Below are 13,229 nucleotides of genomic sequence, written 5' to 3' on the forward strand. Positions count from 1 at the left end.
AGCGAGGAAGCCATGACCGTCTTAACCTCTACCTATCGCCTGCAGTTTCGCGGAGATGTCACCTTTGGCAGGGCAACGGAGCTGGTTCCCTATTTGAAGCGTCTCGGCATCAGCCACGTCTATGCCTCGCCGATCTTTGCGGCCAAGAAGGGATCGGCGCATGGCTATGATGTCACGGATGCGAACGAGATCGACCCGGTGCTTGGCGGTCGCGAGCGGTTCGATGCTTTCTGCATGGCCTTGCAGCAGGCTAGCATTGGCTTGATCCTCGACATCGTGCCCAACCATATGGCCGCTTCCGCGGAAAACGCGTGGTGGCGTGACGTGTTGCAGCGTGGATCGGGCAGTGCCTATGCCGGCCATTTCGATATCGACTGGCGACGCAAGCTCACCTTGCCGCTTCTGGGACGCCCATTCGAGGAAAGCCTGGCCGCGGCGGACTTTGATCTTCGCTATGAGCCTACAAATGGGTGCGTATATCTAGCCTACTTCGACGATCTGCTTCCGCTTTCGATCGAAAGTGCCGAGCGGTTGGCAGCGGACATAGGAACGGATGCGGAGCGGTTGCGCGCATTTTCGAGGGATGCGGGCGCGATGCGAAAACTTCTCGCGGAACAGCATTGGCAATTGCTTTATTGGAAAGATGCAGCCGAAAACCTCAGCTACAGGCGCTTCTTCGAGGTGGCAGGCCTGGTCGGGATGCGGGTGGAGGACCCACGGGTCTTCAACGACACGCATCGGCTGATCATCGAATTGGTTCGCTCCGGACAGGTCCAAGGATTACGCGTCGACCATATCGATGGACTGGCCGATCCGAACGGCTACCTCGAGCATTTGCGGCAAGCCGTCGGCCCGGACACGTTCATCGTAGTCGAGAAAATCCTTGCCCGTGGTGAGAAGCTGCCGACGGATTGGCCGGTGGCGGGAACGACCGGCTACGAATTCATCGCCGCCATGGCCGATCTCTTCGTGAACGAGGAGGGGTTGCGCCAGCTGGACGGAGCCTACAGGTCCGTCAGCGAGGAAGATGCCGACTTTGCCACAGGGTTGCGCAAGGCGAAGCTGCTGATGGCCGAGCGCAATTTCGCCGGCGAGACGAGGCGTCTGACGAGGCTGGCATGCTCGATTTTTGCGGATTTCGAGGAGGAGGAAATAGCGACGGCGCTTCGCGAGCTGCTGGTCGCCTTCCCGGTTTACCGTACCTATGCCTATCAGGGAGCTGCATCGTCCGATGATGTGACGGTCGTCGAGAGTGCCTGTGGGAAGGCAAGAAGCCGATTGCCGACCGTTGATGCCCTCGATGCGCTCGCCCGTCTTTTGAAAGGGGAGGTTTCTGCAGCCGAAGCTTTGGAGTTTCGAGCCAGATTCCAGCAGCTCAGCGGCCCGATCATGGCAAAGGCCGTCGAGGACACCCTGTTTTATCGGTATAACCGCCTCATCGCATTGAACGAGGTCGGAGGGGAGCCACACGCGCCATCGGGCTCGGTGGCGGCCTTTCATCAATTCATGAAGGACCGGTTTCAGCGGCAACGCCACGGCCTTTCCGCGACTTCGACGCATGATACCAAGCGGGGAGAAGACGCTCGCGCCCGCCTATACGGCCTTACGCAGGATCCTGATGCCTGGATTGCAGGCGTCGAGCGATGGCGCAACATGAATTCTCCTTTTTGCTCCAGCCTTGCCGATGGACCCGCGCCCGAGCCCAATATCGAATGGATGCTTTACCAGGCGCTTGCCGGCATCTGGCCGCAGGACATCGAAGGAGCCGATCGGAACGCACTGAAGGAACGGTTTTGCGCCTATGCCTTGAAGGCGATCCGAGAAGCCAAGCTCCGGACGGATTGGATGGATGAAAACCCTTCCTATGAGCATGCGGTCCAGGCCTATGCCGCTGCCTTGTTTTCGGAGGATAATCGAGAGTTCATCCGTGATTTCGACCGGACGCTGCGCCCTTTCATGGAGCTTGGTTGCCGCAACAGCCTGTCGCAGTTGCTGATCAAGCTCACGGCTCCCGGTATTCCCGACATCTATCGGGGTGCCGAGGGTCTCGATTTCAGCCTTGTCGATCCGGACAATCGACGACCGGTCGACCATCCGTGGACTGACACGGAAGCGGCCGGTCCTCTCGCGATGGACGCCGCTTTCTTGAAACGGCACGTTATCCGCACGGTGCTGCGCTATCGCAATCAGCACCCTTTTCTTTTCCTCGAGGGCGAATATGTGCCTTTGGAAACCAGCGGCGCACGAGCGTCCAATCTCGTGGCTTTCGCTCGCGTTCACGAGCGGGAAATAGCGGTTACGATCGTGCCGCGTCTGGCCGATATGCCTTCATCGGATTTCTGGAAAGACACCGTTGTGATGATGCCGCGAGAGCTCAAGGCGCCGCTATACGATCTCTTGACGGATAAGCCTTCGTCAGCTGGCGATCTTCTGCCAGCACAGCTGTTTACCGATCATTCCCTATCCTTTCTCGTGGGGAATTGGTGACGATCCTCGCGCCGATGCATGGGTAGTCCGACCTCAAGGCCGGAACAAAGCGCTTCACAGGGTGTTTCTGCTGCGCAGCAACGATCACGAGGATTTCATGACGGAAGGCGGCAAGAGGCATGCGATCGAGCCTGGAGATTTCACGCGCCTGGGAGCGAATTATGACGGAGAAGGTGTCAATTTCGCACTTTTCAGCGCCTATGCGGAAAAGGTGGAGCTCTGCCTTTTCGATGAAAGCGGAAAGCAGGAGGTCGAGCGGATCGCTCTGCCGGAATATACCCATGAAATCTGGCATGGCTATGTGCCTGGATTGAAGCCGGGTGCCTTGTATGGCTACCGCGTGCATGGTCCGTTCGATCCCGAAAAAGGGCATCGTTTCAATGCGCACAAGTTGCTCGTCGACCCCTATGCCCGTGAGCTTGTGGGCAACATCGAATGGTCGCAAGCCCAGTTCGCCTATCGTCTGGATGACGAGCAAAAGGATCTTTCCTTCGACGAGACCGATAGCGCCGGACAGGTGCCCAAATGCCGTGTGGTCGACCTCAAGAATGAAGCACCGGACAAAAGGCCGTCGGTCGCATGGCCTGAGACCATTTTCTATGAGGCGCACGTCAAGGGAATGACGATGCTGAATCCGGCAATTCCGGAGCGGTTGCGTGGCACCTTTGAGGGTCTGGGGCACGGGGCGGTCGTCGATTACATCAAGAGCCTCGGCGTCACCTCCATCGAACTCCTTCCCATCCATTTCTTTCCCGATGACAGTCATTTGCTCGACAAGGGCTTGCGCAACTATTGGGGCTACAACAGCCTTGCGTTCTTCGCGCCGGCAACTCGCTATTACGGGCCCAAGGGTCTTGAAGGCTTTCGCGACATGGTGCGTGCCTTCCACGATGCCGGTATCGAGGTCATCCTCGACGTTGTCTATAATCATACCGCGGAGGGCAATGAACTCGGTCCGACCCTTTCCTTCAAGGGTATCGACAATTTCTCCTATTACCGCACCCTGCCGGACCAGCCCCGCTACTACATCAACGATACCGGCACCGGCAACACGATCAACACGTCGCATCCGCGCGTGCTGCAAATGGTGACGGACTCGCTGCGCTATTGGGTCGAAGAAATGCATGTCGATGGCTTTCGTTTCGATCTCGGCACCATTCTTGGCCGCGAACCCCAGGGTTTCGACCAGCGCAGCGGCTTCTTCGACGCGGTCGGCCAGGATCCGGTGCTTGCAAAAGTCAAACTTGTCGGCGAGCCGTGGGACATTGGCCCCGGCGGTTATCAGGTGGGGGGATTTCCGCCGGGCTGGGCGGAGTGGAATGACAAATATCGCGATACGGTCCGGGATTACTGGAAGGGCACACCCGGCATGACAAGGGATTTTGCCGCCCGCATCTTAGGGTCGGGCGATGTTTATGATCTTCGCGGCCGCCGCCCGTGGGCCAGTGTCAATTTCATCGCCGCCCACGATGGCTTCACGCTTAATGATCTCGTCTCTTATAACGAGAAGCATAATGAGGCCAATGGCGAAGACAACAATGACGGCCACAACGACAACCGCAGCTACAATTACGGCGCTGAAGGTCCGACGGATGATGAAGCCATCAATACCGTTCGGGAGCGCCAGAAACGCAATTTTCTCGCGACCCTCTTTCTGTCGCATGGTACGCCGATGCTGCTGGCGGGTGATGAGGCCGGCCGCAGCCAGATGGGCAACAACAATGGCTACTGTCAGGACAACGAACTCAGCTGGCTGCATTGGGACGATCGATATGGCAGCGCCGAAGCGCTTTATACCTTCGTCAAACGGCTGATCGCCTTGCGTCAGGCACATTCCATCCTCCGACGAGAAAATTGGCGCGACGGTCTGATTGTCACCTGGCTCAATCCGAGCGGCGGAGAGCAGACGGACGAGCAATGGGACGATGAAGCGAACACGGCGATCGGCCTGCGCCTGTCGCGTGAGCAACCCTTCGAAGAGGGGTGGGATGATATTCTAGTCCTTTTCAATCCTCGTGATGGAGATGTCGACTTTACCTTGCCGGATGACAAACGCTGGGCGCTGGAACTATCGACATCCGATCCTGATGGGCAGGATCGGGGCGGGGTCGACAAGAAATTCTTGAAACTTGAAGCCCGCAGTCTCTCGCTTTTGAGGCCCGCCTGAAACAAGCGTGAGTGAAATGAAAATGCACGTCGGGGATCTTCAAGAGGGTGGAAGCTCGGACAAGCGACGGAAATCTCGATCCCTTCCAGTCGAAGGTAGCGTCGATATTAGGTTATTGCGGCGGTATGCGGCTCTAGTTATCTCACTGCCCCGGTCGCCGATGAAACGAATATTGGCACTTGGTTGTCGTTTTGTAGCTCACATGATTTCTTGTGCTATGCCGCGAACAATACGGGTTGCCCATCCCATTAGCCCTCGCGCCATATAAAACTGCCATTCACCGGAATTTTGGTCTGGAATCCAGGCCGGTCGGCTCCGTTTTGTTTCTTGCAAACGTAAATATCTCTTGCTGTTTGGAAACTTTTCCTGGTCTGCGAACTTTGATGGGAGGCCGTGAGATAATGCATGGGTGTTCCTCCTGTAAGGGATCGACCCTTGTCGCACCGTTTCCAAATTCCACGAGTGCTCGGCCGAGCCGGAGGAACTAATGCCGTTAACATATCACGTTGCTATCCATGACGAGGGTTTTGCCTATCGCGTCGGTGATGTTTGGTCGGAGACGTTTCCCGATCACGGGAGTGCGCTTGCCGCCGCCAAATCTGCGGCAGCCCGCCAACAGCAGGGCGGCGAAGATACCGAAATCAGCTACCAGCTGTCCGATGGACGCTGGCGGACCGAACAGGTCAGCCGCGGGGAAGGCCCAATCACGAATGTAAGCGATGACGCGGACAATCCCATGAAGGAATTAACCGGATCATGCCGTTGCGGGCAAGTGCGTCTAACGGTGCGCGGAAAACCGCTACGTATCGGCGTTTGTCATTGCACGGATTGCCGGCAGGAAAGCGGATCCGCCTTCACTTATTTCGGCCTATGGCCCGCAAGTGAGTTTCACTATGAAGGCGCGACGAGCGAGTTTGCTGGACGCGAGTTTTGCCCGCGTTGCGGTTCGCGCGTGTTTGCCGTTGGCGATAGCGAGGTCGAGATCAAGCTTGGGGTCCTGAGCGCGGCACCCACGCATCTCAGACCCAGCTATGAGGTTTGGACCAAACGGCGGGAACCCTGGCTTTCATCGATCGAAGGCGCGGAGCAGTACGAGGAGGATAGACGATGAGGCGCGCATGATGGCGGGGTAGCCGCCGCCAAAAACAGAAAAAGCGGACCAAATGGTACGCGTGACTGGAATGCTTCTCCGCTTACTCGGCCTTCCCACGCAATGAAGGTCTGATCGACAAAGTTATTGGCGAAAGCCGTGAGCAGGACTGATGGAGATATCGGCCCGTCGATGCTGACATTCTTCGCATGCAATAAATAATCACGACAGGTCGTTACGAGGATGACGCGCCCCTGTTCCTGCTGAACCTACAAGACCAGCAAGGATTCAAATCCCTCCAGCCGATAATCTTCTCCGCCCGGCAGGAGCTGAGCCTGAGCCTCCCCGGCCTGTCGAGGGTTGGCAAGGGAGAACGACCGAGCTCATCAAGCCTTGATTATCGAAGACTGGGAAAGGAAAGTTTCGGTTCGGGTCTTAATGGAGCTTGAACTCGCCTTCGACGCGACGCCATTCGTTTGGACCGATCAGGCGCCGATGGCTGTAGCGGACGGAATGCAGCGGCCCGTCGAGATTGGTTTGCCAGAAATCGAGGAACCTATGCATTTCGGGAAAATCGGGCGCCAGATCGTAATCCTGCCAGACGTAGGTCTGCAGGACGGATTCGAAATCGGGAATGTGATAGAGGATATGCGCGGTGGTCAGCCCATAGCCGTTTAGTTGACCTTCCAGTTCCGACGAAAATCGCATGCTTCATCTCCGTTTCGTGACAGTCGGATGGTGGCGCAAATTTTTGCGGCCATCAATGGGTTTTCAACGCAAAGTGCCATTTTCTTGTTCCTTTCCAGTATGTTAGCAGCCGCCTGAGGTGAGTGCTAATTTTTTTGTCCATCCCTCTTGAAATCGAAAAATCCCAAAACCAGATCATTTCGCGCGAAAGGCTCGAACGAGGTTTTGCACCCGCCCGGACTGGTCATCCGGTCCGGTGAGGGGATCAACGTCATCTTTTTTGCTCAACGGAGGAAAACATGTCGTTCCGACCGCTTCATGATCGCATTCTTGTCCGCCGCGTCGATTCCGAGGAAAAGACCAAGGGCGGCATCATCATTCCCGACACCGCCAAGGAAAAGCCGCAGGAAGGCGAGGTTATCGCCGTCGGGCCGGGCGCGCGCAACGACGCCGGCCAGGTCCAGGCCCTCGACGTCAAGGCTGGCGATCGCATCTTGTTCGGAAAATGGTCCGGCACTGAGATCAAGATCAACGGCGAAGACCTGCTCATCATGAAGGAAAGCGATGTCATGGGCATTATCGAAGCCCAGGCCGAGCGGAAACAGGCTGCCTGAGCCTCCAAGCCACGAACCATCAGTCTGATAGCTGCCTATTGAGGAGTTAAAGAAATGGCTGCGAAAGAAGTCAAGTTTCACACCGATGCCCGTGAACGCATGCTGCGAGGGGTCGATGTGCTCGCCAATGCGGTGAAGGTCACGCTCGGCCCGAAGGGTCGTAACGTCGTCATCGACAAGTCCTTCGGCGCTCCGCGCATCACCAAGGACGGTGTTACCGTTGCCAAGGAAATCGAACTCGAAGACAAGTTCGAGAACATGGGCGCCCAGATGCTGCGCGAAGTCGCCTCCAAGACCAACGATCTTGCCGGCGATGGCACCACGACAGCGACGGTTCTCGCTCAAGCGATTGTCAAGGAAGGCGCCAAGGCGGTCGCGTCCGGCATGAACCCGATGGATCTGAAGCGCGGCATAGACCTCGGCGTCGACGCTGTCGTGGCGGAACTGAAGACCAACGCCCGCAAGATCTCCAATAACGCCGAGATCGCCCAGGTCGGCACCATTTCGGCTAATGGCGATGCCGAGATCGGCCGTTATCTCGCCGAAGCCATGCAGAAGGTCGGCAACGAAGGCGTCATCACGGTTGAAGAAGCCAAGACCGCCGAAACCGAACTCGAAGTCGTTGAAGGCATGCAGTTCGACCGCGGCTATCTCAGCCCCTATTTCGTCACCAATGCCGACAAGATGCGGGTGGAGTTCGAGGATCCCTATATCCTCATCCATGAAAAGAAGCTCTCGAACCTGCAATCGCTACTTCCAATCCTGGAGGCCGTCGTTCAGACCGGCAAGCCGCTCCTCATCATCGCTGAGGACGTCGAAGGCGAAGCGCTTGCGACCCTCGTCGTCAACAAGCTGCGTGGCGGCCTGAAGATCGCTGCCGTCAAGGCTCCGGGCTTCGGCGATCGCCGCAAGGCCATGCTGGAAGACATCGCCATCCTGACGGGCGGCACTGTCATCTCCGAAGATCTCGGCATCAAGCTCGAGAACGTCACCCTTGACATGCTCGGCCGGGCGAAGAAGGTGGCGATCGAGAAGGAGAATACGACCATTATCGATGGCGTCGGCTCGAAATCGGACATTGATGGCCGTGTTGCCCAGATCAAGGCCCAGATCGAAGAAACCACCTCCGACTACGACCGCGAAAAGCTGCAGGAACGTCTTGCCAAGCTCGCTGGCGGCGTTGCCGTTATCCGCATTGGCGGCTCGACCGAAGTCGAAGTGAAGGAAAAGAAGGACCGTGTCGATGACGCGCTGCATGCGACCCGAGCCGCGGTCGAGGAAGGCATCCTGCCGGGCGGCGGCGTTGCTCTGCTGAGAGCCGTCAAGGCGCTTGACAGTCTCAAGACGGAAAACGACGACCAGCGCGTCGGCGTCGATATTGTTCGCCGGGCAATCGAGGCGCCGGTTCGCCAAATAGCAGAGAATGCCGGCGCGGAAGGTTCGATCATCGTCGGCAAGCTGCGCGAGAAGACCGACTTCTCCTATGGCTGGAATGCCCAGACGAATGAATATGGCGATCTCTATGCTCAAGGCGTCATCGATCCGGCCAAGGTCGTGCGCACCGCACTTCAGGATGCAGCTTCGGTCGCGGGCTTGCTGGTGACGACGGAAGCCATGATTGCCGAAAAACCGAAGAAGGAGGCACCTCCCGCATTGCCCGCTGGAGCAGGAATGGACTTCTAACGGTCAAGCCCGCTCCACCCTCTGGTGGAGCGGGCTCCGCAATGGAGATCACGAATGGTTCAGACGATCATCAAGAGATCAGATGCGCCGCTCGATTCGCGCGACCTGGACCTTTGCCAGCGCGTTTTTGATGAGATCCGGGCAGCGGCGGATATTCCGCGCAAATCGGAAGAGGGCGAGCGGATCGCTGCTATAGTAATAGAACTATACCGCCAGGGAGTACGAAATCCGCGGCAGCTGAAAATACTGGTGCAGGGTGCGCGCGGCACCTTTCCGGAGGTGGCGGAAGGATGAACAGCCCTCTTTCTCTTTCGCGGGAAGATCTGCGGATCTGCATGGACGTCGTCAAATCGATAGCGCGTGGTAAAGGGGTCTCACGTGATCCTACTGCCGTTGCGCAGATCATGACGACGGTCGCAAGATATTATAGCAGAGCCCTGCACGAACCGTCAGCCTTGCGCGCGGCGGCACTCTCCGAGCTCGAAGGCAATTCATTTGCTGAGGGGGCGCCATGGAGGGTAACGGACCAAGCTGAAGCTTCCTAACGTGGCCAGAACTCAGCGATCAGACATCGATGGAGCCAGATATGAGAAAGGAAACCGACGGTATCACAATAAGCGACCCATCCACCGCTGCGGTCACCTCGGCGCATTTGTTGTATCCTGCCCGACATTTTGCCCATCCGCGCGATGTTCTGTCGGCGGAGCATATCACCAAGGATCACAAGCGCGCCATTCTTGCGTCCTGGGCCTCGGATATATTCGCAATCGAATCGATGCCCGGCTTTCGGCGCTTTCCAGGCGCGGACCATGTCGTCTCCTATGATGACATCATCGCCGCTTTAAAGTCCTTGGATGACGGCCAAGACATGATCTCGTCGCGGCCTGCGGAGGCCGATAAACTTCGTCGCCAGAGATCGCGGCTGCGCCGTTTCGCCGGCCGTTTTGTTTCTAGCAGCCTTAGAAAGGGAGGTCGCCGCCGCCAGATATCAGAAGCGTAGACATCGCCTTGTAAACGCGTGCCTTTTTAGGACGCTACCCGATTTTTGCCGTCCATTCTTTGCTCTTATGAGGAGGTTTTGCCGATGAAGATCGCCCAGATTGCGCCGCTTGCCGAAAGCGTTCCACCGAAGCTTTATGGGGGAACCGAGCGCATCGTTTCCTATCTTACCGAAGAACTTGTCGCTCAGGGTCACGACGTCACGCTGTTTGCTAGCGGTGACTCCGTTACCGAGGCAACCTTGGTGGCGTGCTCGGACGTCGCGCTCAGGCTCAATCCGGCCGTCAAGGATCATCTTCCGCATCAAGTCGTCCTGCTGGAGGAGATCCGCCGGCGGGCGCATGAATTCGATGTCCTACATTTCCATATTGATCTCTTGCATTTCCCGCTGATTCGGGATTTTTCGGATCGTACAGTCACGACGCTACATGGACGTCTCGACCTGCCGGATCTCAAGCCTTTCTACAAGGCTTTTCCTGATATCCCGCTTGTATCGATCTCCAATGATCAGCGTCGCCCGATGCCACCGGTCAACTGGTCCGGAACTGTGTATCACGGTCTTCCGACCAATCTTCTTTCCTTCACGGCAAAGCCCAAAGGCAACTATCTTGCCTTCCTGGGACGAATCTCGCCCGAGAAACGTCCGGATCGCGCGATCCGCATCGCAACCAAGGTTGGTATGCCGCTGAAGATCGCCGCCAAGATCGACAATGCGGACAAGGCCTATTGGGACACGGTGATCGCGCCGATGGTCAAGAGCCATCCGAACGTCGAGTTCATCGGCGAAATCAACGAGCACCAGAAGGCCGATTTCCTTGGCAATGCCGGCGCGTTGCTTTTCCCGATCGACTGGCCTGAACCGTTCGGGCTGGTGATGATCGAGGCAATGGCATGCGGCACCCCGGTAGTCGCGTTCGGATGCGGTTCGGTTCCGGAAGTGATTGATAACGGTGTTTCAGGCATCGTCGTCGATAGTGTTACGGAGGCGGCCGAGAATGTCGAATGGGCGCTGCGCATGGATCGCCACAAGGTCCGCGCGACTTTCGAACGGCGTTTCAGCGCGGAACGGATGGCGCGAGACTATCTCGCTATCTATCGTAACCTGCCCGGCGTTCGCACGAAGGCGGCGTCACTGCGCCGAGCCAATGGCCAGAATCTGGATCTCCAGGTCGTGGCGTAGGAGACATGGCAGCATGTCGACCGCTTCTGTGGACAGCAAGCCATCCGTCGCGTCGGCAGAGCCGGCCGCCACGGTGGCGCAATTCTTCATCCCGGCAACCGCATCCCTGCAGGAGCGGCGACCGCGCACCTTGAAGCACGGCGATACCTTCGCCGTCTTCGACCACAATGGCGATGCGCTTTCCGGGCCTGGTAGCCCGGAGGGCCTTTTCCATCGTGATACGCGTTATCTCTCGCATTTCTATCTGGCGATCAACGGCAAGCGGCCAATGCTGTTGTCGTCGACGCTGCGTGAGGATAACGCGACGCTCACCTGCGATCTCACCAACCCCGATCTTTTCGACGAAAAAGGTAAGCTCACGCTCGGCCATGATCTCATTCATCTTCGCAGATCCCGCTTCTTGTGGAATGGCGGTTGCCACGAGCGGCTGGCCATCCGGAATTATGACGATCGGCGGCAGCATGTTCGTGTCGAAATCGTATTTGCGGCCGATTTTGCCGACCTGTTCGAGGTTCGCGGCACTGTGAGAGTGCGTAAAGGCCGCCATCTTACCCCCGTCGTGGAGCAGGATTCGATCCTGCTTTCCTATATCGGGCTTGATGAGCGAAAGCGGTCGACCCGCATTTGCTTTGATCCAAGGCCGGATCAAATTTGTAGCGATCAGGTTATTTATGATCTCCATCTTGAGCCGCATGAGGTGCGATCGTTCTTCGTCGAGATAGGTTGCGATCGGGTCGCTGACCGGCGACCGAGCCACCGTTCCTTTTTCCTCGCTCTGAGGGATGCGCGCCGAGCCTTGCGTTCGTCTTCCTCACGCGCGGCATCGATCGTTACGTCCAACGAGATCTTCAACGAGGTGGTTCGCCGCAGCGTCTCCGACCTCTACATGCTGATGACCGACAAGCCGGAAGGACCTTATCCCTATGCCGGCATTCCCTGGTTCAGCACCGTCTTCGGCCGTGACGCCCTGATCACCGCGCTGGAAACGCTCTGGCTCGATCCGCAGATCGCCCGCGGGGTACTTGGCCATCTGGCGGCCAACCAGGCGGCGGAGATCGACCCTATTGCGGACGCGGAACCAGGCAAGATTTTGCACGAGGTCCGCTATGGAGAGATGGCTGAACTCGGTGAAGTGCCTTTCCGCCGCTATTATGGCAGTATCGACTCCACGCTCCTCTTCGTGCTGCTGGCTGGCGAATACCTTAAACGTACGGCAGATTTTGCCACGATCCAGTCGCTGCTCCCTGCCATCGAGGCGGCCCTTGCCTGGATCGACGAACATGGCGATCGAGACGGCGACGGTTTCGTCGAATATGGACGACGGACAGAAGAGGGCCTGATCAATCAGGCTTGGAAAGACAGCCACGATTCCATCTTTCACATCGACGGCACGCTTGCGAAGGGACCGATCGCGATTGCCGAGGTGCAGGCCTATCTCTACGGCGCCTGGCAGGGGGCCGCCGAGATCTTTCGCAGGCTCGGCAAGGCGGAACGGGCCGCGAAATTCCTGGCGAGGGCGGAGGCCTTGCGCCGCGCTTTCGACACGAGCTTTTTCGACGAGGAACTTGGCACTTATGTACTTGCCTTGGACGGAAATAAGCGCCCTTGCCGGGTTCGATCCTCCAATGCCGGATATGCCCTCTTCACCGGCATAGCCTATCCCGAAAGGGCACGCGTCGTTGCCCGAACGCTGATGGGTGCTTCGTCCTTCTGCGGCTGGGGTATCCGCACCATTGCCTCGACCGAGGCGCGTTACAATCCCATGAGCTATCACAACGGCTCGATCTGGCCGCATGACAATGCCCTGATTGCCGCCGGCCTTGCCCGCTACGGCCATCGCGCTGAAGCCGCGCGGATTTTCGAAGGCCTGTTTACGGCGTCGACCTATATCGACCTGCGCCGGCTTCCTGAACTCTTCTGCGGGCTGCCGCGCCAGCAGGCGCAGGGACCGACCTTTTATCCGGTCGCCTGTTCCCCGCAGGCATGGGCGGCGGCCGCGCCGCTCTTCCTGCTGCAATCGTGCCTAGGCCTTGATTTTGACCCGAACGCGCAGCATGTCAGCTTCAACGAGCCGCAGCTGCCTTCTTTCCTCGATGAGGTGTCGCTGCGACGCCTGCAGATCGGCAATGGGTCGGCCGACGTCACCATCCGCCGATCCGGTCGCCATGTCGTGGTCGACGTCATTGATCGTCGAGGCGATATCAGGGTGCTGACAACGGCATAGGCGGGCGGCAAAGAAGGCAGTGTCGTCGCCTTGTCTATTCCGGTTTCTCTCCGTCGGAGCCAGCACGTCAACCAGGGCAGTAACTCTGCCGCTCGGCA

Annotated in this window: 10 protein-coding genes; 9 read left to right on the forward strand and 1 reads right to left on the reverse strand. The window is 57.9% G+C overall.

Annotated elements, in window-relative coordinates; genetic code table 11:
* Window positions 1–12 precede the first annotated feature (12 nt).
* From treY to I8E17_RS27300, 3 genes are all read left to right on the forward strand, one after another.
* Window positions 13–2,487: a malto-oligosyltrehalose synthase gene (gene treY, locus I8E17_RS27290; RefSeq protein WP_069614225.1), complete on the forward strand. Its 2,475-nt coding sequence runs from the start codon at window positions 13–15 to the stop codon at window positions 2,485–2,487.
* A gap of 97 nt (window positions 2,488–2,584) precedes the next feature.
* Window positions 2,585–4,654, forward strand: a complete 2,070-nt coding sequence (gene glgX, locus I8E17_RS27295; RefSeq protein ID WP_069614426.1) for a glycogen debranching protein GlgX — start codon at window positions 2,585–2,587, stop codon at window positions 4,652–4,654.
* Between the two features lie 736 nt (window positions 4,655–5,390).
* Window positions 5,391–5,765 carry a GFA family protein gene (locus I8E17_RS27300; RefSeq protein ID WP_069614427.1) on the forward strand — a complete coding sequence of 125 codons (375 nt, stop codon included), beginning with the start codon at window positions 5,391–5,393 and terminating at the stop codon, window positions 5,763–5,765.
* A 414-nt stretch (window positions 5,766–6,179) separates the two neighbouring features.
* On the opposite strand, the gene I8E17_RS27305 is transcribed toward I8E17_RS27300, so the two are convergent.
* On the reverse strand, window positions 6,180–6,452 hold the full coding sequence (locus I8E17_RS27305; RefSeq protein ID WP_069614226.1) for an usg protein: 273 nt from the start codon (window positions 6,450–6,452) through the stop codon (window positions 6,180–6,182).
* A gap of 278 nt (window positions 6,453–6,730) precedes the next feature.
* Here I8E17_RS27305 and groES point away from each other — a divergent pair, with 278 nt between their 5' ends.
* The 6 genes from groES (at window position 6,731) to I8E17_RS27335 (ending at window position 13,131) form a co-directional block, all read left to right on the forward strand.
* Window positions 6,731–7,045: a co-chaperone GroES gene (gene groES, locus I8E17_RS27310; protein ID WP_069614227.1), complete on the forward strand. Its 315-nt coding sequence runs from the start codon at window positions 6,731–6,733 to the stop codon at window positions 7,043–7,045.
* A 54-nt stretch (window positions 7,046–7,099) separates the two neighbouring features.
* Window positions 7,100–8,728 carry a chaperonin GroEL gene (groL, locus tag I8E17_RS27315; protein WP_069614228.1) on the forward strand — a complete coding sequence of 543 codons (1,629 nt, stop codon included), beginning with the start codon at window positions 7,100–7,102 and terminating at the stop codon, window positions 8,726–8,728.
* Window positions 8,729–8,782: 54 nt separating this feature from the next.
* The gene (locus I8E17_RS27320; protein ID WP_069614229.1) at window positions 8,783–9,022 is read left to right on the forward strand and encodes a hypothetical protein; all 240 of its coding nucleotides are present in this window, start codon (window positions 8,783–8,785) and stop codon (window positions 9,020–9,022) included.
* A gap of 292 nt (window positions 9,023–9,314) precedes the next feature.
* Window positions 9,315–9,728: a hypothetical protein gene (locus I8E17_RS27325; RefSeq protein ID WP_069614230.1), complete on the forward strand. Its 414-nt coding sequence runs from the start codon at window positions 9,315–9,317 to the stop codon at window positions 9,726–9,728.
* Between the two features lie 84 nt (window positions 9,729–9,812).
* A complete protein-coding gene (locus I8E17_RS27330) occupies window positions 9,813–10,907 on the forward strand; it encodes a glycosyltransferase family 4 protein (protein WP_069614231.1) in 1,095 nt (364 codons plus the stop codon).
* Window positions 10,908–10,920: 13 nt separating this feature from the next.
* Window positions 10,921–13,131: an amylo-alpha-1,6-glucosidase gene (locus tag I8E17_RS27335; protein ID WP_069614232.1), complete on the forward strand. Its 2,211-nt coding sequence runs from the start codon at window positions 10,921–10,923 to the stop codon at window positions 13,129–13,131.
* The last annotated feature ends 98 nt before the right edge of the window (window positions 13,132–13,229 follow it).

This window comes from Rhizobium sp. AB2/73 (genome assembly GCF_020871915.1).
In the GTDB taxonomy this organism is placed as follows: domain Bacteria; phylum Pseudomonadota; class Alphaproteobacteria; order Rhizobiales; family Rhizobiaceae; genus Rhizobium; species Rhizobium dioscoreae.